The organism is Pseudomonas sp. Z18(2022) (assembly GCF_036346535.1).
GTDB classification, from domain to species: Bacteria; Pseudomonadota; Gammaproteobacteria; order Pseudomonadales; family Pseudomonadaceae; genus Aquipseudomonas; species Aquipseudomonas yamanorum_A.
Genome location: NZ_JAOTOA010000001.1, coordinates 698,462 through 721,039, shown reverse-complemented (window position 1 = coordinate 721,039; position 22,578 = coordinate 698,462). Strand labels below are relative to the sequence as shown.

Below are 22,578 nucleotides of genomic sequence, written 5' to 3'. Positions count from 1 at the left end.
GACGGGTACTGGTTGTGTTGAATTCACCATTTTCTCCTTGGCCTTCTTTTAGTGAAGAGGAGGCTGATGCCGTACGTGATGTGATTCTGTCCAATAAGGTCAACTACTGGACCGGTACACAGGGGCGTGAGTTTGAAAAGGAGTTCGCTGCATGGGCGGGCACCGAATACGCCATCGGACTGGCCAACGGAACGGTTGCCCTGGACCTTGCCTTGAAGGCCTTGGGTATCGGTGCTGGCGATGAAGTGATTGTCACCTCACGCACGTTTCTTGCTTCCGTCTCGAGCATTGTGAATGCCGGGGCTGTTCCGGTTTTCGCCGACGTGGATCGCGATTCGCAAAACTTCAGCGCGCAGACTATCCGCGCTGTGCTGACGCCTCGCACCCGGGCCGTAATTTGTGTGCATTTGGCTGGCTGGCCTTGCGATATGGATCCGATCATGTCCCTGGCCGAGGAATTCGACCTTAAAGTGATCGAAGATTGTGCCCAGGCCCATGGCGCTCGTTACAAGGGGCGCTCGGTGGGGTCAATTGGCCACATCTCTGCCTGGTCCTTTTGTCAGGACAAGATCATGACCACAGGCGGCGAGGGCGGAATGGTCACAACCAACGATCGCAAGTTGTGGTCGGACATGTGGTCGTTCAAGGATCATGGCAAAAGCTGGGAAGCAGTCTACGAACGCAACCATCCCCCAGGTTTTCGCTGGTTGCACGAAAGCTTCGGTACGAACTGGAGAATGCTTGAGGTTCAGGCCGTGATCGGCCGGATTCAACTCAAGCGCATGACCGATTGGCAGGCCAGTCGGCTAGCGAATGCCGGGCAGATCTGGGAGTGCGCCAGCCAACTCAAAGGTTTACGTGTGCCAGTCATGCCTGAGGACAGTGTTCACGCGGCGTATAAGTGCTACGTGTTTGTTGAGCCTCAGGCGCTCAAGGCCGGATGGGATCGCGATCGTATTCTGGCGGAGATTTCGGCACGGGACGTTCCGGTATTTTCCGGTTCCTGCTCTGAGGTCTATCTTGAGAAGGCGTTTGACAATACTGGCTGGCGTCCGGCGAGCCGGTTGCCGGTAGCACGAGAACTCGGCGAAACAAGTGTGATGTTTCTCGTGCACCCAACGTTGACGCAGCTTGAAATTGACAAGACATGCTCGGTGCTCAAGACCGTTATGCAGTTGGCTACCGAAGAGTAATCAGTTAGACAGTCAGGAATGCCCGTCTTTGTTTGCAACGCAGAAGGACTTGAGCTGCGGGCCGGTCAAATGGAGTTTTCCATCATCATGGGATGAGGTCCCTTGGAATCATTCATGGTGGTGGCGGATGTACTTTAGGAGTAACAGAGGTGTTTCAAGGCGTTATGGATAAGTTGAGAACCTTATTACTGGGTTTAACGCGGCGGCAGAAACGTGCCTTCCAGGTAGTGACCGACGTTTTTCTTGTCTGGTTTGCCCTTTGGATGGCCTTTGTCGTCCGTCTGGGGATTGATGAGCTGATCAATCCTTTCACTGAATACCTATGGTTATTCCTGAGCGCCACGGTCATTGCGATTCCGCTGTTTGTACGGTTTGGTATGTACCGTGCAGTCATGCGCTATTTTGGAAACGATGCGCTGATCGCAATTATCAAGGCCGTCAGCCTGTCATCGTTGTTTCTCGCGCTGGTTGTTTACTGGAGCGGCAACCATCAAATGTTTGTTCCACGCTCGGTCATCTTCAATTACTGGTGGTTGAGCATGGTCATGATCGGGGGGCTACGCCTCGCGATGCGCCAGTATTTCCTGGGAGACTGGTTTACGGCTGCGCAACATGTTCCTTTTACCAACCGGGATGATGGACTACCGAAGGTGGCCATTTATGGTGCAGGGGCAGCCGGTAATCAGTTGGTTGCTGCGTTGCGCATGGGGAGGCTGTTGCGTCCTGTCGCCTTTATTGATGATGACAGCAGCATTGCCGATCGTGTGATTTCAGGCTTGCATGTCTATAAGCCAAAGCATATCCAGCAGATGGTTGATGTAACCGGTGCCCAGCAGATTCTTCTCGCCATTCCGTCTGCCAATCGCGGGCGTCGCCGGGAGATATTGACCTTTCTGGAGGGCTTCGCGCTCCATGTGCAAAGCGTGCCCGGTTTTATGGATTTGGCCAGCGGGCGAGTGAAAGTTGACGATATCCAGGAAGTTGATATTGCTGACTTGTTAGGCCGCGACTCTGTCCCCCCTCAGGATGAGCTGCTTGAACATTGCATTAAGGAGCAGTCGGTTCTTATAACCGGGGCGGGCGGTTCAATCGGATCTGAGCTTTGCCGGCAGATTCTCACGCTACAACCCACGACACTGCTGTTGTATGAGCATAGCGAGTTCAATCTCTACAGCATCCTGCAAGAGCTTGAGCAGCGAATCGTACGTGAGTCGCTTTCAGTTAAGTTATTGCCAATCCTGGGCTCTGTCCGCAATCAGGAAAAGCTCTTTGACGTCATGAAAACCTGGCGCGTGAACACGGTCTACCATGCGGCGGCCTACAAGCATGTACCGATGGTCGAACATAATATTGCTGAAGGCGTACTGAATAATGTGATGGGCACGTTGAGCGCCGCACAAGCCTCTTTACGCGCCAACGTGGCGAACTTCGTGCTGATTTCTACTGATAAGGCGGTGCGTCCGACCAATGTTATGGGAAGCACCAAGCGTCTCGCAGAAATGACGCTGCAGGCGCTCAGCAGTGAGATAGCTCCGGTGCTTTTCGGTGAAACGTCCAATGTTTCCCGTGTGAACAAGACCCGCTTTACCATGGTGCGGTTCGGCAACGTGCTGGGTTCATCCGGATCGGTGATCCCGTTGTTCCACAAGCAAATAAAATCTGGTGGCCCGCTGACGGTTACACACCCCAAGATTACCCGGTATTTCATGAGTATCCCTGAAGCCGCTCAATTGGTTATCCAGGCGGGTTCCATGGGGCAGGGCGGTGACGTATTTGTTCTGGATATGGGCGAGCCGGTGAAAATCGTCGAGCTGGCAGAGAAGATGGTGCATCTTTCCGGTTTGAGTATTCGTTCTGATAAAAATCTTCAAGGTGACATCTCCATTGAGTTCACGGGGTTGCGTCCTGGCGAAAAGCTCTATGAAGAATTGCTGATCGGCGACAACGTAGTCACGACTCCGCACCCCATGATTATGAGTGCCAATGAGGACTACTTGCCTTGGGACGTCTTGAAGGCCCGTTTAACGGAGCTGCTCAGCGCCGTCGAACAGGATGACTACACGCGTGTGCGCCAACTGCTGCGCGAAACGGTCAGCGGCTATTCCCCGGACGGTGAAATCGTTGACTGGATTTACCAGCAGCGCCGCCTCGATCCTTGAGATCACGCCGTGCAGGTATTTATTTTTAGCTGATCTCCCGTAGCAGCTGAAATTGAAGCGCGGAAAGTTGCTGAGAGAATGGGAGGGTGCGCCAATTGGCTATTTGTGACCCATTGGTAGTGCACTTCCGCTTCTTGGCGCAGGGCAAGCGATCTGCAAATCCACTGCCTCAATAGCCCTGAAAGTCTGCCGCACGTCAAAAACGAAGTGTGCTCTCCGATATTGAGAGCATGCTGGATACCAAATGGACATTTATGCGGCCGTCGCGTACAGTTTCTTTCTTTTTTTGTCAGTATCAACTGCAAGGACCGTAAAAGATGCTTCTGTTTTTTTCAGCCATCTTATTATGCATTCCATTGCGTATATTTGTTCCGGCTCTTGGCGTTGAAATCGCTCCTGCTGACGTCTTATGCCTGTTTGCACTGCCGTATGTGTTTTTGGTTCATCAGAAAATAAATAAATGGCTGCTCATAAGCATTGTGCTATCACTGGTTTCGCTGATCTATGTACAGTTGTTTTTCCAGCCGGGAAATATCGCAAGAGCGCTTCTATCCCTGGGTTTTTTCTTCAAACCTTACCTGATTTACTTGCTCGGAAGAAGTATCGCGGCGGGAGACTTTCAGCCGGAAAAATTCAATAAGACGCTCATTTACCTGCTGTCCGCGACGGCGTTGGCAGCAACCCTGGATGCGATTTTCATAAAGGGGAGTGTGGCAATATTTGCTGAGTTTGAACGGGTTCCAGGGGAATTCATTTATGGCGGCGTATTTGCTCCGACTTTTCTCGGTCTCAAGTTTCACGGTAGTAACGGCATAAACGGCATCGCCGTGTTTTTCTCATTTTCCTTCATGGTCTGCCTGTCGCTAGGGGTAATGATGAAGCCACCGAGAAACGTCAGGCTGATCGCCTATGTCGGTATGTTGTGCAGTTTGATTCTGGTCTTGGGCAGCGGTTCCAGGCAAGCCGCCTTTGGGGTGATCATAAGTTGTCTGTGTTGTTTTTTTGCCGGACGAATGACGTTTAAACGACTGGCTATGGTTGTTTTATACATTCTGTCCTCTTTCATTGCGTCCGCCGTTATTATTTCGTTTTTCTCGGATTACTTTGTGGAGCTCTTTGCCAAAATCGTGATCATGGCAAACAATATCTATTCAGGGAACTGGGATGGTGTATCTTCCGGCCGGCTTGGGTTGTATGTGATTCTGGCTGAGGATTTGATGAAAAGCCCAATATTTGGTACTGGGTTCAGTGGGTATGGACTGTTTGACTCCGAACTTGGTTATTTCAACAATGATGTAGGCACGTCAGGCTATACGCCACATAATCAATATCTTGGGGCTATATGGAAAATGGGTGGGCTCGCAGGGTTCTTCTATATTTTGTTCCTGTGGAGCATCATCAGGCCGTTTTTCAAGAATCCGCAAAGTGACGATTATCAAAAGAGATTTTATATTGCGATGGTCGCCATAATTTTCCCATTCGTTACCGTATTCAATCTGTTTCAGGACGGACTTTCTTCGCCGTCTACGGGACCTATATTTTTATTTATTCTAGGTTTCTATAGTGCGCATGCGTTTAACTTAAGGCGGCTCTAAAGCGGCTCTGCATTTGGTGAGGCCTGCGCAGTACACATTGAACGGTTGAAACTCAGTGAGCAGGTCACGGCAGCCGCGGTTCGTAACGCTACCGATGAGGCGCGAAGCGATTGCTCCAGTGCTAGGGCGCCGGATTATCAGGGGGAAGGGTACAGGAACACGTTTCGGCGTTTGCGTTGGATCGTCCTGGCGAGCAGGCCCGCAAGAGCGTGTGAGAGCGTAGTGGGGCAGGCGGGCCGGCGCTCTCGCTGCCGGGCTCAAGGACCGCTCATTCAGCTCACACCCTGTAACTCACCCATTTTTGACTCTCTCCAAACATCGCCTAAGTTTAAAAAGCAGCTTCGGAAAAGCTGCTTTTCCCTTATCGATGTCATGGAGCGTCACCAATGCGTAAAGCTACTTTCTCATCCCTCGTCTTTGCTTTCCTTACCAGCATTTCCCTGGCCACCACCGCCGCACCCTCCATCAAACCTGAAACCCCAGCCCCCATCACCACCCAAATGACCAAGGCCGAACAAACCTCCAAAGTCAGCCTCAACTCCGCAGACGCCGAAACCCTGCGCCGCGACCTGTTCGGCATCGGCGCCGCCAAAGCCAAGGCCATCATCGCCTACCGCGAAACCAACGGGCCGTTCACGGCGATAGATGAGTTACTGGAAGTAAAAGGAATCGGCAAGGCATTGCTGGAAAAGAACCGCGCCCGGCTTGAGGTGAATTGAGGATCTGAAAGCAGGCGAGGAGGCCGGTCATTGACCGGCTTTCTTCTGTTCAGCGAGTTCTGCTTTCAAGCTCCCCCTCACCACATCGAGAATCCGTGTCGCCAATTCGGCACTCTCGACACTTCTCGCCAACACCAACGCCCCCACCAGCGTCGACATCAGCACCAGGCTCTGCTCCCCGGCATTCGGGTTGCCAAGCGCCGTTTCAACCTGCTTGAGTCGAGCATTGAGGACTTCATCCGTGGTGCGGCTGTTCTGCCCACGCAACCCCATCTCCGATGACATCGTCGTCAGCGGGCAGCCTTGATCCGGCGAGGTCTGGTGCCATTCAGACAGATAGCTGTCGATGAACGCCTCCAGCGGCCGCTCCTGGCTGAACAGCATTTCGCAATGCACATCCAACTCTGCAGCTGCGGCCTGCAGTGCCTTTTCTACCAACTCGTCCTTGGACTTGAAGTGCGCATAAAACCCGCCATGGGTCAGGTTAAGCGCTTTCATCAGCGGCTGGAGGCCGGTCGCGCCAATGCCGTCGCGGCGAAAGCGTACAGAGGCCTCCTTGATGATGCGCTGGTGGGTTTGAGCTTTGTGATCTTGTGAATAGCGCATGGGGAGGCCTCCGAAACATCAGGCCATATTAACCAAGCTTGCCTGGGCATAGGCGGGTGTTTACAAAATTGTGCGGCTCCTCGGTAGAGCCGCCTCAGGCTCAGCGATCCTGCGCATCCTTGGCGTCCGCTTGGGCATTGCGCTCGGCCACGCGTCGGCGTTGTTCGTCGGTCAATTCAACCTTGTTGGCGCTGTCTCGCAGCATCAGCAAACCACCGACGATCGAGCCGATCGCGACCACTAAAATCAACCAGGCATACCACGGCATAGGGCTCTCCTTGAGGCAGCAAACCGCGGGGAAATTTCCCACGGTAATAGCTGCTTTGAGTAACGGGCTTTCTTAGTAGTTCATTGTAGGCCCGTTCTGCCCCGGTAACCTTATAGCCCGGTCAGCATCGCGTCCGCCGGCGCATCGGCGCGGTCTTGTGCGGTCAGTTGGAAGTACACAAAACCCACCACCATGAAGCCCAGGAAGATCAGCCCGATCAGCGCGTTGAACCACGCCATTGCCACCAGGCACACCACGGCCAGTACCAGCGCAATCCCCGGCACGATTGGATAGCCCGGTGCACGGAAGGTGCGTTCCAGCAACGGTTCGGTCTTGCGTAGCTTGAACAGGCTGAGCATGCTCATGATGTACATGACGATGGCGCCGAACACCGCCATGGTGATCATTGCCGCGGTCAAGGTCATACCGCCCAGGTTGATCAGCCCGTCGCTATAGATAGCAGCGATACCGACGATGCCACCGGCGATGATCGCCCGGTGCGGTGTCTGAAAGCGCGACAGTTTGGCGAGGAAGGAGGGCAGGTAACCCGCGCGCGCCAGGGCGAAGAATTGGCGCGAGTAACCCAGGATGATCCCGTGGAAGCTGGCCACCAGGCCGAACAGGCCGATCCACACCAGCATGTGCAGCCAGCCCGAGCTGTCGCCGACCACGGTTTTCATCGCCTGGGGCAGGGGATCGTTGATGTTCGACAGCGTGCGCCAGTCACCGACGCCGCCGGCGAAGAACATCACGCCCATCGCCAGAACCACCAGGGTCAGGATGCCGCTGATGTAGGCCTTTGGAATGGTGCGCTTGGGATCTTTCGCTTCTTCGGCGGCCATGGCGGCGCCTTCGATGGCGAGGAAGAACCAGATGGCAAATGGAATCGCCGCAAACATCCCGGCAATCGCCGGCGCGCCGAAGGTGTCGGAGCCGGCCCAGCCATTGAGGGCAAAGTTGCTGAAGCTGAACGCAGGGGCGACCACGCCCATGAACACCAGCAACTCGGCGACGGCGAGCACGCACACCACCAGTTCAAAGGTCGCGGCCAGTTTCACGCCGAGGATGTTCAGGCCCATGAATACAATGTAGGCGCCGACTGCCGCGTGTTTCGGATCAAGGGCCGGAAACTGCACATTCAAGTACGCGCCAATGGCCAGTGCGATGGCGGGCGGGGCGAAGACGAATTCAATCAGCGTCGCCAGTCCGGCGATCAGACCGCCTTTCTCGCCAAACGCCCGGCGGCTGTAGGCAAACGGGCCGCCAGCGTGGGGAATGGCGGTGGTCAGTTCGGTGAAACTGAATATAAAGCAGGTGTACATGGCGGCGACCATCAATGAGGTCACCAGGAAGCCCAGCGTTCCTGCCACGCCCCAGCCGTAGCTCCAGCCAAAATATTCTCCGGAAATTACCAGGCCGACGGCGATGCCCCATAAATGCAGGGTGCCCAAGGTGGGTTTGAGTTGTGTGTTCATCGTGTAGCTCTCCCTGAACGGTTTGGAATGTTTCAGGGCATTGCAGCGGGCATGCCATTAACCCATGCCGTGTCGTAAAGGCGCCGAACTGTCGCCGAGGGAACGGTTTGGCGTTTGAATCATTTCAAGCGCTGCACCAGATGAGGGCGTGGGTGTCTGGTCTGACGCCATCGCGGGCAAGCCCGGCTCCCACATTTGAAGTGCACAGCCCCTGTAAACCCCGCATAAACCCACTCTTTACGCCGTCTTTACGCCCCACCCATACCGTCGCTCTCGTTCCTTTACGCCACTCCTGCGGACAATCCTCCTACACGCGGCAGTCGCCGCACGACGGAGAAACTTCCATGAGCGTTCTGGACGGGGTGTCACTGCTGTTGGCTGTGGCGCTGTTCATTTATCTGCTGGTTGCGCTGTTACGCGCGGATCGGAACTAGGAGCAGGCTATGCACAGTTATGACTATTGGCTGATCATCGCCTTCTTTGCCTTGGTGCTGATTCCGGCACCGGCCCTGGGGCGGTTCTACTACAAGGTAATGGAAGGGCAGCGAACCTGGCTCACGCCGGTGTTCGGCCCGGTCGAGCGCGTTTGCTATCGCCTTTCGGGTGTCGATGCCGACCAGGAGCAGAGCTGGCAGAAGTACGCGCTGGCCTTGCTGGCGTTCAACCTTGCCGGTTTCGTTCTGCTTTTCGCCATCCTGGTGTTCCAGGAATACCTGCCGCTGAACCCGCAGAAGTTGCCGGGCCAGGAATGGACCCTGGCGTTCAACACCGCCATCAGTTTCATGACCAACACCAACTGGCAGAACTACAGCGGTGAAGCGTCCCTGAGCTACCTCAGTCAGATGGCCGGCCTCACCGTGCAGAACTTCGTCAGCGCTGCCACCGGCCTCGCCGTACTGGTCGCGTTGTGCCGTGGGATCGGTCGCAAATCCACCAAGACCCTGGGCAACTTCTGGGTCGACATGACCCGCGCCACCCTCTACGGCCTGTTGCCGTTGTGCCTGGTGTTTGCGTTGTTCCTGGTATGGCAGGGCGTGCCACAAACCTTCGCTCACTACGTTAACGCCGTGACCATGCAAGGCGTTGACCAGGTGATTCCACTGGGGCCGGCCGCCAGCCAGATTGCGATCAAGCAATTGGGCACCAACGGCGGTGGCTTCTTCGGCGTCAACTCGGCGCATCCGTTCGAGGACCCGACTGCCTGGGCCAACCTGTTTGAGCTGGGCGCGATCATCCTGATTCCGGTGGCGTTGGTGTTCACCTTTGGCCACTACGTGAAAGACCTGCGTCAGAGCCGGGCGATTCTCGGTTGCATGCTGGCCTTGTTCATCATCGGCGGTGCAACCGCGATGTGGGCCGAGTATCAGCCCAACCCTGCGCTGAACAACCCGGCGGTGGAACAGGCCGCGCCGCAGGAAGGTAAAGAAGCGCGCTTCGGCACCACCGGCACCGTGCTGTGGTCGGTGGCTACCACCGCCGCGTCCAACGGTTCGGTCAACGGCATGCAGGACAGCCTCAACCCCCTGAGCGGGATGGTGTCGCTGGTCAACATGATGGTCGGCGAAGTGATCTTCGGCGGCGTCGGTGCCGGCATGTACGGCATGTTGCTCAACGTGTTGATCGCGGTGTTCCTCGCCGGCCTGATGATTGGTCGCACGCCGGAATACCTCGGCAAGAAACTCCAGGCCCGGGAAGTGCAATTGCTGGTGGTGACCTTGCTGGTGATGCCGGTGGGCACCCTGGTACTCGGCGCCATCGCCGCCAGCCTGCCTGGCCCGGCCGGCGCCATCAGTAACCCTGGGCCCCACGGCTTCAGCCAGTTGCTGTACGCCTACACCTCGGCCAGTGCCAACAACGGTTCGGCGTTCGGCGGCTTCAGTGCCAACACCGCGTTCCACAACCTGATGTTGAGCCTGTCGATGTTGCTCGGCCGCTTCGGCTACATCCTCCCGGTTCTGGCGTTGGCCGGCAGCCTGGCGATGAAGAAGACCGCGCCGATTGGCCAGAACAGCTTCCCGACCCACGGCCCGCTGTTCGTGACCCTGTTGACCGTGACCATTTTGCTGGTGGGCGGCCTGACCTTCCTGCCGACGCTGGCACTTGGGCCTATCGCTGAACATTTGAGCATGGCTGCTTTTTAAATGAAGAGCCTAGGGGATATGAAAATGAATATGCCTGCAAAAAACGCGGCTCCGGTGAAAACCCAGGAGCCGGCCAAAACCGCAATGTCGGCCCTGTGGCGCCCGGCGCTGGTCCAGGCGTTCGTCAAGCTGGACCCGCGCCAACTGCAACGTTCGCCGGTGATGCTGGTGGTCGAACTGACCGCGATCCTCACCACCCTCCTGTGCTTCGTGCCGGAGGACGCCGTACCGACCTACGTCGCGGTGCAAATCGCGGTGTGGCTGTGGTTCACCGTACTGTTCGCCAACTTCGCCGAAGCCCTGGCTGAAGGTCGCGGCAAGGCCCGTGCCGACAGCCTCAAGGCCGGCAGCGAGGGCCTCAGCGCCCGTCGCAAGGAAGCCGATGGCAGCTTCAAGGTCGTACCGGCCGCCAGCCTGCGTAAAGGTGATGTGGTACGTGTGGCCGCCGGGGAAATGATCCCTGGCGACGGCGAAGTCATCGAAGGTATCGCGGCGGTCAACGAGGCGGCGATCACCGGCGAATCCGCCCCGGTCATCCGTGAGTCCGGCGGCGACCGTTCGGCCGTCACCGGCAACACCCGCCTGGTTTCGGACTGGTTGATGATCCGCATCACCGCCAACCCGGGCGAGTCGACCCTGGACCGCATGATCGCCCTGGTGGAAGGCGCCAAACGCCAGAAAACCCCCAACGAAATCGCGCTGGACATCCTGCTGATCGGCCTGACGCTGATCTTCCTGCTGGTGGTGGTGACCCTGCAGCCGTTCGCCCACTTCGCCAATGGCAACCTGCCGCTGGTGTTCCTGGTGGCGCTGCTGGTCACCCTGATTCCGACCACCATCGGCGGCCTGTTGTCGGCCATCGGTATCGCCGGCATGGACCGCCTGGTACGCCTCAACGTGATCGCCAAATCCGGTCGCGCGGTGGAAGCAGCAGGGGACGTGCACGTGCTGTTGCTGGACAAGACCGGCACCATCACTTTCGGTAACCGTCGTTGCACCAACGTGATCGCCGCACCCGGTGTCAGCGGCAAGGAGCTGGCAGAAGGCGCGTTGCTGGCGTCCCTGGCGGACGACACGGCGGAAGGCAAATCCATCGTCGAACACCTGCGTGGCCTGCACCCGCAAGCCGAGCCGTCGACGGATGAGTTGACCTCCGTACCGTTCAGCGCAGAAACCCGCCTGTCTGGCGTCGACTATCAGGGCCGTGTGTTCCGTAAAGGCGCGGTGGATTCGCTGCTGGCCTTCATCGGCCTGCAACGCCGCGACCTGCAACCGGCGCTGTCCCGTGAAATCGACAAGATCGCCCAGAGCGGCGGCACGCCGTTGCTGGTGTGTGCCGACGGCAAGTTGCTCGGCGCGATTCACCTCAAGGACGTGGTCAAGCCCGGCATTCGCGAACGTTTCGCCGAGCTGCGCAAGCTGGGGATCCGCACCGTGATGGTGACCGGCGACAACCCGCTGACCGCTGCGGCGATTGCTGCGGAAGCCGGCGTGGATGACGTGCTGGCCGAAGCCACCCCTGAGAAAAAACTCGCGCGCATTCGTCACGAACAGAACGACGGGCGCCTGGTTGCGATGTGCGGCGACGGTGCCAACGACGCCCCGGCGCTGGCCCAGGCGGACGTCGGCATGGCAATGAACGACGGCACCCAGGCCGCCCGTGAAGCCGCCAACATGGTCGACCTCGACAGCGACCCAACCAAGCTGCTGGACGTGGTGCAGATCGGCAAGGAGTTGCTGGTGACCCGCGGTGCGCTGACGACGTTCTCCATCGCCAACGACGTGGCCAAGTACTTCGCGATCCTGCCGGCGCTGTTCGCCTCGATCTACCCGCAACTGGGTGTGCTCAACGTGATGCACCTGCAAAGCCCGCAGAGCGCGATCCTCTCGGCCATCGTGTTCAACGCCCTGATCATCGTGGTGCTGATCCCGCTGGCCCTGCGTGGTGTGCGTGTGCAGGCGGCGAGTGCGGCAGCGTTGCTGCGTCGCAACCTGCTGATCTACGGCCTGGGCGGGATTGTGGTGCCGTTCGTGGGCATCAAGGCGATCGACATGCTGCTGACCGCGCTGCACCTGGTTTGACCCGATGCCTGCGGGTGCCGGCAAACCGGTGCCTGCAGGTTGCAATGACCGAATTGAGGAATTTGAAATGTCCAACATAATCCGCCCGGCCCTGAGCCTGCTGGTGTTGATGACCCTGATCACCGGCGTGGCCTATCCCCTGGTGGTCACCGGCGTGGCGCAAGTCGCGTTCCCTGACCAGGCCAACGGCAGCCTGGTGCGCGATGCCGGCGGCAAGGTGCGTGGTTCGAGCCTGATCGCCCAGGATTTCACCGGTGACGGCTGGTTCCACCCGCGGCCATCCGCCGGGGCGTTTGCCACCGTTTCCAGCAGTGCCAGCAACCTCGGCCCAAGCAACCCGGCGCTGGCCACTCGGGTATTTGATGATGCCAACAAACTGCTGGTGCCAGGCCAGGGGCCGGTGCCCATGGCAATGCTGACTACCTCCGGCAGCGGTCTTGATCCACACTTGCCACCACAGGCGATTGCCTATCAACTGGCGCGGGTGGCGGCCGCACGTAACCTGCCGGTGGCGACCCTGGAGCGCTTGATGGATGAGCACATCGAAAGCCCGCTGGTGGGGCCGCCGGTGGTGAACGTTTTGGCGTTGAATATGGCGCTGGAAAAGTTGTAAGCAGTGGCGCCGCCAATCGCGGGCAAGCCCGCTCCCACAGTTGATCTTTGTTGAACACAAAGTCTGGATTCACTGAAGATCAAATGTGGGAGCCGGGCTTGCCCGCGATGGCTGCATCACAATCACTACATCAACACCTGAAGGAAGACCGCCCGCATGAGCGACTCCGGCCGCGCCGATGCCCTGTTAGCCGAACTACCCCGGGACGGCCGTGGCCGGCTCAAAGTCTTCCTCGGCGCCGCCCCCGGCGTGGGCAAGACCTACGCCATGCTCCAGGCCGCCCACACCCAACTGCGCCAGGGCGTGCGGCTGATTGCCGGCGTGGTGGAAACCCACGGCCGCGCCGAGACCGAAGCCTTGCTCAGCGGCCTGCCGCAACAGCCGCTGCTGCGCTCCGAATACCGCGGCGTGATGCTGGAAGAAATGGACCTCGACGGCCTGCTCGCTGCCAAGCCCAAACTGGTGCTGGTGGACGAGCTGGCTCACAGCAACGCCCCCGGCAGCCGTCACGAAAAACGCTGGCAAGACATCCAGGAACTGCTCTCTGCCGGCATCAACGTCTTCACTACGGTCAACGTCCAGCACCTGGAAAGCCTCAACGATCAGGTACGCGGTATCACCGGCGTGCAAGTGCGCGAGACCTTGCCCGACTGGGTCTTGCAGGAGGCCGACGAACTGCTGCTGATCGACCTGCCATCCCGCGAACTGTTGGAGCGCCTGCGCGACGGCAAGGTCTACGTGCCGGAACAGGCTCGCGCGGCCATCGACGCCTTCTTCACCCAGACCAACCTCATGGCCCTGCGCGAGCTGGCGATGCAAACCGCTGCGGCCCACGTCGACGACGACCTGGCCCAGGGTTATCGCCAGTTGGGCCAGGCTGCGCCCGCCGTGCGTGGCCGGTTGTTGGTGGGCGTGGACGGCGACGCCCAGGCCGAACGCCTGGTGCGTCACGCCAGCCGCGTGGCCCAGCGTCGGCATTTGCCGTGGAGCCTGGTGCATGTGGATAACGGCCGGGTGCGTGATGAACAATCGCGTCTGCGCCTGCAAAACGCCCAGCAATTGGCCGAGCGCCTTGGCGGTGAAGTGGTGTTGCTGCGGGCGGGGGAGGTGGCGAAGACGCTGATCCAGCATGCGGGCGAACGACGCGCCAGCTTGATTCTGGTGGGGCAATCACGTCCGCGCTGGCATCGCACCCTGTTTGGTGGTGGCCTGGCGTCACGCTTGCTGCGCAATGCCCGGGGCCTGGAAATCAACGTCCTCGACAGCGACGAAATCCCGGCCCCACCACGCCTGCCGGATGTGCGTGGGTTGGTGTGGTTTGACTACGCGCTGGCAGTGGTAGCGACCGTGATCGCGGCGGCCGTCGCCTGGGGTGTCGCCAGTGTGCTGCCGTTGCCGAACATCTCGCTGGTGTTCCTCGCCGCCGTGCTGCTGGTGGCGGTACGCAGCAGTCTGGGCCCGGCGCTGGCGTGTGCGGCGTTGTCATTCCTGAGCTACGACTTTCTGTTTATCCCGCCGAATTTCTCTTTCGCGATCCAGCGTGAAGAGGACGTGCTGACCCTGTTGTTCTTCCTGCTGATGGCGGCGCTCACCGGCAACCTCGCTGCGCGCCAGCGTCGGCAGTTGCAGGCGCTGCGCGATACCCAGGAAGAAACCACCGAGTTGCTCGACCTGTCGCGCAAGCTCACCGCCGCCACCGATCGCCAAGCGGTGATCAGTGCCGCCGCGCATCATCTGGAAGGCTGGAGCGACCTGCAATTGTGCCTGCTCAACCGTGACGGGCAGGGCGACTGGAAGGTCGAGACCGGCGGCCCGATCACCTTCACCGAAGCCGAGCGCGCTGCCGCCGATTGGGCCTGGCAGCACGATCAGCCGGCGGGCATGGGCACGGGCACCTTGCCGTTTGGGCGCTGGTGGTGGTGGCCGTTGTCCGGCGAAGAAGGTCCGTTGGGTTTGTTGGGTGTCAGCCCGAAAGCCGGCCTGGAATTGAGTGGCCAACGCCGCCGCCTGCTCACAGCCCTGAGCCAGCCCTTGGCCCAGGCTTTGGCCCGGGCGCAACTGGGCCAGGAGCTGGAAGCCGCTCGCCTGCATGGCGAAACCGAGCAACTGCGTAGTGCCTTGCTGGCCTCGGTGTCCCACGATTTGCGCACGCCGCTGACCTCCATGCGGGGCAGCATCGACAGCCTGCTGGCCCTCGGCGAAGCGATTCCCCTGGAGGATCGCCGGGAGTTGCTGGAAGGCACCCGCGATGAAGCCGAGCGCCTGGACCGCTACATCCAGAACCTGCTGGACATGACCCGCCTGGGCCACGGCGCCCTGAAGCTGGCGCGGGATTGGGTTTCCCCCGGCGATATCGTCGGCAGTTCCCTGGGCCGCTTGCGTGCGGTATTGGCGCCGCTGCAAGTGACCACCGACGTACCGCCCGAGCTGCCACTGCTCTACGTGCATGCGGCCTTGATCGAACAGGCGCTGGTCAACGTATTGGAAAACGCTGCACGCTTCTCGCCGCCCCAAGGCCGCCTGAAACTCAGTGCGGGCGTGGTGGATAACCAATTGTTTTTTGCCGTCGCCGATGAAGGCCCGGGCATTCCCGAGGAGGAGCGCGCGAAGATCTTCGACATGTTCTACACCGCCGCTCGTGGTGATCGCGGAGGGCAGGGCACCGGGCTCGGCCTGGCGATCTGCCAGGGCATGGTCGGCGCCCACGGCGGGCATATCAGCGTGGCCGACGGCATTGAAGGCCGCGGCACCTGCATCACTTTATTCCTGCCATTGCAGGCCCAGCCTGGCCTGGAAAGCGAACCTTGAGCTACCCTCTTTTCTTCACGGATTTTGATTGGACACCATGAGCCAGACTGCGACGATTTTGGTCATTGACGACGAACCGCAGATCCGCAAGTTCTTGCGTATCAGCCTGGCCTCCCAGGGCTACAAAGTGATCGAGGCCGGCACCGGCAACGAAGGCCTGGCCCAGGCCGCCTTGAGTAAACCGGACCTGCTGGTGCTCGACCTTGGCCTGCCGGACATGGACGGCCAGCAGGTGCTGCGCGAGTTTCGTGAGTGGTCCACGGTGCCGGTGCTGGTGCTGTCGGTGCGGGCCAGTGAAGTGCAAAAGGTCGAGGCACTGGACAACGGCGCCAATGACTACGTGACCAAGCCGTTTGGCATCCAGGAGTTTCTCGCGCGGGTGCGGGCGTTGCTGCGCCAGGCGCCGGCGGGGGAGGCCCAGGAAGCGGCGTTGCGTTTCGGCCCGCTGACGGTCGACCTGGCCTATCGGCGAGTGCTGCTGGACGGTGTGGAAGTGGCTCTGACCCGCAAGGAATACGCAGTGCTGGCACAGTTGGCGCGGCATCCCGGGCGGGTGATTACCCAGCAGCAACTGCTCAAGGATATCTGGGGGCCAACCCATACCGAAGACAGCCATTACCTGCGGATTGTGGTGGGGCATCTGCGCCAGAAGCTGGCGGATGATCCGACTCAGCCACGGTTTATCGTGACCGAGGCGGGTGTTGGGTATCGGTTGTTAAATAACGAATCCTGATTGTCCGTAGCAGCTGTCGAGCGCCAGCGAGGCTGCGTTGGACGCAACCCGGTGTTGTGCCAGTCTCGAATCGGTGGTGAGGCCAACGCAGCCTCGCTGGCGCTCGACAGCTGCTACGGGGCGTCAGTGTTGTTCACTCTCATACCGGTCCAGCGTATCGCTCGCAATCTCCCGCCCCAGGGCGATCAACTCCGGCGCCTTGTAAAACTCGAAAAACCGGCACACCCGCTTCGGCACGTTGATCAGGACATCCGGCGGATACCCGGCGATCTTGTACTGCGCCAGCGACGTCTGCATCACCTCGAAACTCTGGTTGATCAAATCCAGCAGCGACGCCGGGCCCACGTTATCGATGATGAACGAGCCGGTCGCCGACTTCGGCGCGCCGGCCTTTTCCGGGGCCGCCGCCGGTTGCTGTGCCTCGGGTTCGGCCGACTCCAGCCACGGGTTGATATCCGCGGCCTGGGCCAGCAGCGCTTCCTGTTCTAGCAGCAACAACTGCTCGGCCTGCTTGCGGCGGAACGGCAAGTGCGAACCCAATGAACGCACCAGGTTATCGAAGCGGCTCTTGAACGCCGGCGGACGCTGGATCACCGGCAGCGTGTAGTGCTTCTGGTTGGTGGAGTTGAGGTTGACCGCAATGATCAGGTCGCAGTGGCTCGACACCACCGGCACGATCGGCAAGGGGTTGAGCAGGCCGCCGTCCACCAGCATGCGGTTGCCTTGCATCACCGGGGTAAACAGGCTGGGAATCGCCGCCGAGGCACGCATGGCCTGGTGCAGGCAGCCTTCCTGGAACCAGATTTCCTGTTGGTTGGTGAGGTCGGTGGCCACGGCGGTGTAGGGAATGCGCAGGTCTTCGATGTTGATCTCGCCGACGATCTTGCGGATCTGCCCAAAGACCTTCTCGCCACGGATTGCTCCCAGGCGAAAACTCACGTCTACCAGGCGCAGCACGTCCAGGTAATCGAGGCTTTCGATCCAGTTCCGATACTCGTCCAGCTTGCCCGCAGCATAGATCCCGCCCACCACGGCACCCATGGAGCAGCCGGCAATGCAGGCGATGTCATAGCCGCGCCTTTCGATTTCCTCGATCACGCCGATATGGGCGTAGCCCCGGGCGCCACCGGAGCCCAGCACCAATGCAACACGTTTCTTCATGACCAGATCCTTCGCAAAACAGGTGCCCACAATGCACCCATCGAGGGGCACGCTTCAATCATCACGGTCGCAACCGATTATTTTCGCAAGTGGGCTACTCCGCTCGGGTATGCTCTGGCAATCGGCGCTGCGGATTCAGGCAGTCGGATAAGGCACTTTTCGGTGTGGGCAACGTCTACTCCTGTGACTGTTTTTTCTTTTCTTGAGGTGTCATTTGATGAAAGCCTGGATGTGTGTACCTGTGATCGTGTTGGCCCTGGCCGGTTGTGCCGGGAAGACCGCTTATCGCGACAGCTGCGGCACGCAACTGGATGCAGCGTGGCACGAGCTTGACCTGGCCAAGGCCGAAGGGTTTGCCGGCACCGTGAGTTACTCCAAGGCCCTGTCGTTGTTGACGGGCGCCAAGACCCAGCAGCAGTTCGAAGCGTTTCAAGGCTGCTCGGAAAAGGCCGAGAAAGCCCGTTTCTACATTCGTGAGTCTCGCGCAGGACGTTGACCCGTAGCAGCTGTCGAGTGCAACGAGGCTGCGTCGGCGGCCTCAAGCCCACCCAGGATTAATCATTGAGGAGGAAAGGATGTCAGCCTTGGTAGATCAGTTGGTCGCTCAGGTCATAGGCCTGGAAGTAGGGTTGCTGAACTGCCAGGCGCGACTCGCCGCCGTCACGGATGACGAGGCCCTGCATGATCTGCGCACCACCGTGCGGCGCTTGCGCAGCCTGTTGCGGCCATTGCGCGGGTTGCCCGGTGTCGAGCAACTCGAACAGTCCGCCAGTGCCGTCGGCCAACTGACCACGCCGTTTCGTGACCGGGAAGTGTTGGCGGCGTACCTGCACCAGCACGGCCATCATGAGGCGGCTGACCGGCGTATCCGTCAGCAACCAGCCACTTATCGCTCGGTCGCACAAGGGCCGGAGCTGGCGCATTTGCTGCTGATCCTCGAGGCATTCCCCCGCTTTATCCGTGCATCCCAACGGCAGAAATTGCTCAAGGGCTTGCGCACTCGGATTGAAAAGCGCCTGGCCAAGCAATGGAAAAACCTCGGCGAGGCGCTGAACGACCCCAACCATGATCGTCATCGCCTGCGTCTGCTGATCAAGCGCGTGCGCTATGCCGCCGAAGCTTATCCCGAGCTGGACAAGCTGCCCCCCAAGGCCGTGTCCCGTCTCAAGGCGGCCCAGGGTGCCCTTGGCGATTGGCATGATTGCTGGCAATGGCTGGCGCAAGCCGGGCACGAGCCGGATTTGCAGCCGTGCGTGTCGGGCTGGCACCGCACCATGGCCGAGGCCGAAGGGCGGGCGGATCGTGTGCTGGATAAACTGAGCGCCGACTGCTTCGCTTGAGCCCGCGGCCTATCTGTCCGGACTTTTGGCTGGAATAGGTGCTGTACGGCGCTGGCTGGCTGGTTAAGATCCCTCAATCCTTTTTTCAAGTTGAGATCGCCATGCGCTTTAGTGATTTGCTCGACGCTGCCCGCAGCCATCCCCTCGACATTTCGATTCCGGCCGAATGGGCCCAGGGCCGCGCCAGCTTTGGCGGCCTGGTCGCGGCGTTGGAGTACGAGGCCTTGCGCGCGCAGGTTCCGGCGGATCGCCCGTTGCGTTCGCTGGCGATTACCTTTGTCGGCCCGGTGGCGCCGGAGGTGTCCGCCCGCTACGAAGTCGAAGTGCTGCGCGAAGGCAAGGCCGTCAGCCAACTGCTGGGCCGCGTGGTGCAGAACGGCGAAACGATGACGTTGGTGCAAGCGAGTTTTGGCGCGTCGCGCCCGTCACAGATCGACGTCGCGGCTGAACCTGCGCCCACCTTCAAGCACTGGGACGAGTGCCAGGAGTTGCCGTACATCAAAGGCGTGACGCCGGAGTTCATGCGGCACCTGGCGATGCGCTGGAGCGTGGGCGGCCTGCCGTTCACCGGCAATAAATCCCGTGAGATGGGCGGCTGGGTACGCTTGCGTGGCGATGTGAAAGAAGAGCCGCTGACCGAAGCGCATCTCCTCGCGCTGGTGGATGCGTGGCCACCGTCGGTGCTGCCGCACCTGACCCGGCCGGCCGCCGGCAGTACCCTGAGCTGGACCATCGAGTTCGTCCAGCCGTTGCAAAAACTCAGCACCCTGGACTGGTGCCAATACCTGGTCCACATCGAACATGCCCGCGACGGCTACGGCCATGCGGCTGCGCAGCTGTGGAGCCCGGACGGCCAGTTGATCGCTATCAGCCGCCAGTCGGTGGTGGTGTTCGCCTGACCCGTCAGACCAACAGGTGTTGATCGTGGGAGGCGTCGCTGGCGCGCGCCTCCAGGCTACGACCGTGATGCTGCAAAGCCAGCGCGGCCACAATGCCGACAACCCCGATAGCAACGCTCGCCAGGTTCTCGCCGAACACGCCAGACACCATCAGCAGAAAGCCGATCACCAGCAGCGGCAGCGCCAGCAGCTGCAACACTTGATTGGTCGCGTGCTGATGATTCTGCGGTTGGTTGCGCCATTGCCAGGCGGGGAGATTTGGATGACGTTTGCCCATGATCGTGATTCCTCTGTCCGTTGAAACATCTTGGACCGAGTGTAGGACGGGCAGGGCGGCGCGGCGAATCAAGGATGGCTATGGGGGCCATAGCCATCCCTTCAGGGTCTACAGCTTCAATTGTCCGATGGCCTTGCTCAGTTCCCCGGCCAGGGTCGCCAGCTCATTGCTGGTGGTTGCCGAGTCGACGGTCTGTTGCACGGTGTTCTCGGTGACGTCACGAATGCTCACCACCGCTCGATTCATTTCCTCGGCCACATGACTTTGCTGTTCGGCCGCGACGGCAATCTGCGTGTTGCTCTCGCGCATTTGCGCCACGGCGCCGGTGATTTCGGCGAGGGCTATCCCGGCTTCCTGGGCCTGCTGCACGCAGTCGTCGGCCTTGAAGGAGCTTTCCTGCATAAAGTCCACCGCGTCCCGGGTGCCGGCCTGCAGGGCGGACACCATGCGTGTGATCTCATCGGTGGAGCTCTGCACGCGCTTGGCCAGGTTGCGCACTTCGTCGGCCACCACGGCAAAGCCCCGGCCCATCTCGCCGGCGCGGGCGGCTTCGATGGCGGCGTTGAGGGCCAGCAGGTTGGTTTGCTCGGCGATGCTGTGAATCACCCCGACAACGCTGTTGATTTTCTGGCTGTCCTCGGCCAGTTTCTGGATCATCTCGGCGGTCTGCTGCACGCCGCTGGACAGCCCGGCAATCGAGCGTTGCACCCGGCTGACCACTTCCTGGCCGCTGCCGGCGAGGGTGTCGGCCGTCTGGGACAAGTCGCGGGTGGCGCCGGCGTGCTGGGCGATGTGGTAGACGGTGGCAGTCATCTCGTTGATCGCGGTGGCGGCCTGGTCGGTTTCGCTTTGCTGGCCGAGCATGCCGTGCTGCACCTCGTTCATGCTGCTGGCCAGGCGAGCGGCACCGTCGTCCAGTTGCTTGGCGGTGCGTGCCACGGTGTTGACCACCCGTTGATAACCCGCCTGCATCGCATTAAAGGCACTGGCCATCTGCCCGACTTCGTCCTTGCAGGCCAGGGGCACGCGCGCTGAGAGGTCGCCGGTTTTCTCGACGTGAAGCATCACGTCTTTCAAGGTGTTGAGCTGGCTGAGCAGAAAACGGATCAGCAGCTGTGAGGCGCCAAGCATGGCCAGCATCAGAATCATCACTGCCACGGCGTAGTTGGCGAAACGCTCTTCGAAGACCTGGCTCAAGCTGGGTGCATAGGCCAGCACGGCGACCTGCTGGCCGTCGGCACGGCTGATCACTTTGGCGCCCATCAGCGGGTTTTCGCCGAACAGTGGCATGTGATTGATATCCACCCAGCCGGTGGCTGCGGCGAGGGCTGACAGATCCTGGTCGCCCAGTTGCGGGATTTTGCCCTTGGCAAACGTCAGCCAGTGCTCGCCCTTGGGCAGTGGCTGGCCGGCGGGCCAGGCACCGAGCAGGTGGGCCTGGGCTTGTGCTGAAGCCTGAGCGGCTTGGCTGCGGGCCTGTTGTTCGAGCTGCACGGCGTACAACACCAGCAACAGGGTGGTGATGAAGGCGACCGCGTTGACGGCCCAGAATTTGTACTTCAGCGAGATGTTGCTAAGCCAGGCACCCATGGAAGGTTTTCTCTGATAGCGGAAACAGCATTGGCAAGGTGCCATTATTGTGCCGCTATCGAGCCAACGGGTTTTGATATGGGTCAATGCGCCGCGTCAATCCGGCACAGGCAATCCAAAAAATGCCCGGGCGCAGGCGGTGCTATGTTGCGCCAGGTCTTCCACGGTTTCTTCGCGGTGCAGGGCGACTTCCCGCAAGACTTCCGGCAAATAGGCGGGCTCGTTGCGACCGTTTTTCGGTTTGGGCCGCAGGGTTCGTGGCAGCAGGTAGGGCGCATCGCTTTCCAGCATCAGGCGGCCCCGGGGAATTTCCCTGACCAGCGGATGCAGGTGCGTCCCACGGCGCTCGTCGCAGATCCAGCCGGTGATGCCGATATGCAGGTCCAGGTCGAGGTAGCTGAACAACGCACTCTGCTCGCCGGTAAAGCAGTGCACCACGGCGGCTGACAGGTGATCGCGATAGTCCCGCAGGATTTCCAGCAGCCGCTGGTTGGCGTCGCGTTCGTGAAGGAACACCGGAAGTTTCAACTCCACGGCCAGGGCCAGGTGTTCTTCGAGGACTTTTTCCTGCTGGGGGCGTGGCGAGAAATCCCGGTTGAAATCCAGCCCGCATTCACCCACCGCACGCACGCGGCTTTCGTTGAGCAAGCCGCGCAGGCGCTTGGCGCTCTCGGCGTTCCAATCGCTGGCGGAGTGGGGATGGATGCCGGCGGTAGAGAACAGGCGCTGGCCACTTTCATCCAGTCGCTGGCACAGCTCCAGGGCCTGTTCGCTGCCGTCGACACTGGTACCGGTCAGCACCAATTGGCTCACCCCGGCGGTGTAGGCACGGTCGAGGACGGCCTGGTGCTTTTCGTCGAAACTTGGGTTGGTCAGGTTGACGCCGATATCAATGAGTTGCATGGTGCTACCTCCGCCT

19 protein-coding genes and 1 pseudogene are annotated in these 22,578 nt (G+C 60.1%); 13 read left to right on the top strand and 7 right to left on the bottom strand.

Translation table 11 applies throughout. The features are described 5' to 3' along the window. Positions 1-14: 14 nt before the first annotated feature. The 4 genes from V3W39_RS03355 (at position 15) to V3W39_RS03340 (ending at position 5,666) form a co-directional block, all read left to right on the top strand. Positions 15-1,193 carry a DegT/DnrJ/EryC1/StrS family aminotransferase gene (locus V3W39_RS03355; protein ID WP_177045523.1) on the top strand — a complete coding sequence of 393 codons (1,179 nt, stop codon included), beginning with the start codon at positions 15-17 and terminating at the stop codon, positions 1,191-1,193. 164 nt (positions 1,194-1,357) lie between these two features. After that, positions 1,358-3,352, top strand: coding sequence for a polysaccharide biosynthesis protein (locus tag V3W39_RS03350; RefSeq protein ID WP_177120665.1), 1,995 nt, complete (start codon positions 1,358-1,360; stop codon positions 3,350-3,352). A gap of 317 nt (positions 3,353-3,669) precedes the next feature. Continuing rightward, positions 3,670-4,947, top strand: coding sequence for an O-antigen ligase family protein (locus V3W39_RS03345; RefSeq protein WP_177075622.1), 1,278 nt, complete (start codon positions 3,670-3,672; stop codon positions 4,945-4,947). A gap of 386 nt (positions 4,948-5,333) precedes the next feature. Next, positions 5,334-5,666, top strand: a complete 333-nt coding sequence (locus tag V3W39_RS03340) for a ComEA family DNA-binding protein (RefSeq protein ID WP_177120574.1) — start codon at positions 5,334-5,336, stop codon at positions 5,664-5,666. Between the two features lie 27 nt (positions 5,667-5,693). Here the strand turns inward: V3W39_RS03340 and V3W39_RS03335 are convergent, their stop codons facing one another. The 3 genes from V3W39_RS03335 to eat all read right to left on the bottom strand — a co-directional run bounded on the left by V3W39_RS03335 (position 5,694) and on the right by eat (position 8,015). Continuing rightward, entirely contained in the window at positions 5,694-6,272 is a 579-nt protein-coding gene (locus tag V3W39_RS03335; protein WP_177113272.1) for a TetR/AcrR family transcriptional regulator, read from the bottom strand. A gap of 100 nt (positions 6,273-6,372) precedes the next feature. Continuing rightward, positions 6,373-6,540, bottom strand: coding sequence for a DUF2897 family protein (locus V3W39_RS03330; protein WP_177045515.1), 168 nt, complete (start codon positions 6,538-6,540; stop codon positions 6,373-6,375). Between the two features lie 110 nt (positions 6,541-6,650). Then, on the bottom strand, positions 6,651-8,015 hold the full coding sequence (gene eat, locus V3W39_RS03325; RefSeq protein ID WP_076017313.1) for an ethanolamine permease: 1,365 nt from the start codon (positions 8,013-8,015) through the stop codon (positions 6,651-6,653). Positions 8,016-8,359: 344 nt separating this feature from the next. On the opposite strand from eat, the gene kdpF reads away from it, so the two are divergent. The 6 genes from kdpF to V3W39_RS03295 all read left to right on the top strand — a co-directional run bounded on the left by kdpF (position 8,360) and on the right by V3W39_RS03295 (position 16,392). Then, complete coding sequence (gene kdpF, locus V3W39_RS03320) at positions 8,360-8,449, top strand: K(+)-transporting ATPase subunit F (RefSeq protein ID WP_003218754.1); 90 nt, start codon at positions 8,360-8,362, stop codon at positions 8,447-8,449. Between the two features lie 9 nt (positions 8,450-8,458). Continuing rightward, complete coding sequence (gene kdpA, locus V3W39_RS03315; RefSeq protein WP_177120571.1) at positions 8,459-10,156, top strand: potassium-transporting ATPase subunit KdpA; 1,698 nt, start codon at positions 8,459-8,461, stop codon at positions 10,154-10,156. Between the two features lie 24 nt (positions 10,157-10,180). Beyond that, positions 10,181-12,238, top strand: coding sequence for a potassium-transporting ATPase subunit KdpB (gene kdpB / locus V3W39_RS03310; protein WP_330212195.1), 2,058 nt, complete (start codon positions 10,181-10,183; stop codon positions 12,236-12,238). Between the two features lie 67 nt (positions 12,239-12,305). Further along, entirely contained in the window at positions 12,306-12,851 is a 546-nt protein-coding gene (gene kdpC / locus V3W39_RS03305) for a potassium-transporting ATPase subunit KdpC (RefSeq protein WP_177045509.1), read from the top strand. A 156-nt stretch (positions 12,852-13,007) separates the two neighbouring features. Next, positions 13,008-15,659 (top strand): sensor histidine kinase, encoded by a 2,652-nt coding sequence (locus tag V3W39_RS03300; RefSeq protein WP_177113270.1) that lies wholly within the window; start codon positions 13,008-13,010, stop codon positions 15,657-15,659. Between the two features lie 37 nt (positions 15,660-15,696). Next, a complete protein-coding gene (locus V3W39_RS03295) occupies positions 15,697-16,392 on the top strand; it encodes a response regulator (protein ID WP_330212194.1) in 696 nt (231 codons plus the stop codon). Between the two features lie 123 nt (positions 16,393-16,515). Here V3W39_RS03295 and V3W39_RS03290 read toward each other — a convergent pair whose 3' ends face one another. Beyond that, on the bottom strand, positions 16,516-17,553 hold the full coding sequence (locus tag V3W39_RS03290; protein ID WP_177045505.1) for a patatin-like phospholipase family protein: 1,038 nt from the start codon (positions 17,551-17,553) through the stop codon (positions 16,516-16,518). 217 nt (positions 17,554-17,770) lie between these two features. Here V3W39_RS03290 and V3W39_RS03285 point away from each other — a divergent pair, with 217 nt between their 5' ends. From V3W39_RS03285 to V3W39_RS03275, 3 genes are all read left to right on the top strand, one after another. Continuing rightward, entirely contained in the window at positions 17,771-18,049 is a 279-nt protein-coding gene (locus V3W39_RS03285) for a hypothetical protein (RefSeq protein WP_177045503.1), read from the top strand. A 79-nt stretch (positions 18,050-18,128) separates the two neighbouring features. Continuing rightward, on the top strand, positions 18,129-18,893 hold the full coding sequence (locus tag V3W39_RS03280; protein ID WP_177075605.1) for a CHAD domain-containing protein: 765 nt from the start codon (positions 18,129-18,131) through the stop codon (positions 18,891-18,893). 101 nt (positions 18,894-18,994) lie between these two features. Continuing rightward, entirely contained in the window at positions 18,995-19,792 is a 798-nt protein-coding gene (locus V3W39_RS03275) for an acyl-CoA thioesterase (RefSeq protein WP_177045499.1), read from the top strand. Positions 19,793-19,811: 19 nt separating this feature from the next. On the opposite strand, the pseudogene V3W39_RS03270 reads toward V3W39_RS03275, so the two are convergent. From V3W39_RS03270 to V3W39_RS03260, 3 genes and pseudogenes are all read right to left on the bottom strand, one after another. Further along, a pseudogene (locus V3W39_RS03270) lies at positions 19,812-20,069 on the bottom strand (terminase); the annotation flags it as partial. Between the two features lie 108 nt (positions 20,070-20,177). After that, positions 20,178-21,659 (bottom strand): methyl-accepting chemotaxis protein, encoded by a 1,482-nt coding sequence (locus V3W39_RS03265; protein WP_330212193.1) that lies wholly within the window; start codon positions 21,657-21,659, stop codon positions 20,178-20,180. 96 nt (positions 21,660-21,755) lie between these two features. Continuing rightward, on the bottom strand, positions 21,756-22,562 hold the full coding sequence (locus tag V3W39_RS03260; RefSeq protein ID WP_177045493.1) for a TatD family hydrolase: 807 nt from the start codon (positions 22,560-22,562) through the stop codon (positions 21,756-21,758). Positions 22,563-22,578 lie beyond the last annotated feature (16 nt).

Excerpts from the sequence above, each read along its gene's own strand:
- V3W39_RS03335 (WP_177113272.1), bottom strand. The coding sequence starts at position 6,272 with ATGCGCTATTCACAAGATCACAAAGCTCAAACCCACCAGCGCATCATC.
- V3W39_RS03275 (WP_177045499.1), top strand. The coding sequence starts at position 18,995 with ATGCGCTTTAGTGATTTGCTCGACGCTGCCCGCAGCCATCCCCTCGAC.
- V3W39_RS03350 (WP_177120665.1), top strand. The coding sequence starts at position 1,358 with ATGGATAAGTTGAGAACCTTATTACTGGGTTTAACGCGGCGGCAGAAA.
- V3W39_RS03340 (WP_177120574.1), top strand. The coding sequence starts at position 5,334 with ATGCGTAAAGCTACTTTCTCATCCCTCGTCTTTGCTTTCCTTACCAGC.
- V3W39_RS03295 (WP_330212194.1), top strand. The coding sequence starts at position 15,697 with ATGAGCCAGACTGCGACGATTTTGGTCATTGACGACGAACCGCAGATC.
- kdpF (WP_003218754.1), top strand. The coding sequence starts at position 8,360 with ATGAGCGTTCTGGACGGGGTGTCACTGCTGTTGGCTGTGGCGCTGTTC.
- kdpC (WP_177045509.1), top strand. The coding sequence starts at position 12,306 with ATGTCCAACATAATCCGCCCGGCCCTGAGCCTGCTGGTGTTGATGACC.
- V3W39_RS03260 (WP_177045493.1), bottom strand. The coding sequence starts at position 22,562 with ATGCAACTCATTGATATCGGCGTCAACCTGACCAACCCAAGTTTCGAC.
- kdpB (WP_330212195.1), top strand. The coding sequence starts at position 10,181 with ATGAATATGCCTGCAAAAAACGCGGCTCCGGTGAAAACCCAGGAGCCG.
- V3W39_RS03290 (WP_177045505.1), bottom strand. The coding sequence starts at position 17,553 with ATGAAGAAACGTGTTGCATTGGTGCTGGGCTCCGGTGGCGCCCGGGGC.
- kdpA (WP_177120571.1), top strand. The coding sequence starts at position 8,459 with ATGCACAGTTATGACTATTGGCTGATCATCGCCTTCTTTGCCTTGGTG.
- V3W39_RS03280 (WP_177075605.1), top strand. The coding sequence starts at position 18,129 with ATGTCAGCCTTGGTAGATCAGTTGGTCGCTCAGGTCATAGGCCTGGAA.
- V3W39_RS03300 (WP_177113270.1), top strand. The coding sequence starts at position 13,008 with ATGAGCGACTCCGGCCGCGCCGATGCCCTGTTAGCCGAACTACCCCGG.
- V3W39_RS03330 (WP_177045515.1), bottom strand. The coding sequence starts at position 6,540 with ATGCCGTGGTATGCCTGGTTGATTTTAGTGGTCGCGATCGGCTCGATC.
- eat (WP_076017313.1), bottom strand. The coding sequence starts at position 8,015 with ATGAACACACAACTCAAACCCACCTTGGGCACCCTGCATTTATGGGGC.
- V3W39_RS03285 (WP_177045503.1), top strand. The coding sequence starts at position 17,771 with ATGAAAGCCTGGATGTGTGTACCTGTGATCGTGTTGGCCCTGGCCGGT.
- V3W39_RS03265 (WP_330212193.1), bottom strand. The coding sequence starts at position 21,659 with ATGGGTGCCTGGCTTAGCAACATCTCGCTGAAGTACAAATTCTGGGCC.
- V3W39_RS03345 (WP_177075622.1), top strand. The coding sequence starts at position 3,670 with ATGCTTCTGTTTTTTTCAGCCATCTTATTATGCATTCCATTGCGTATA.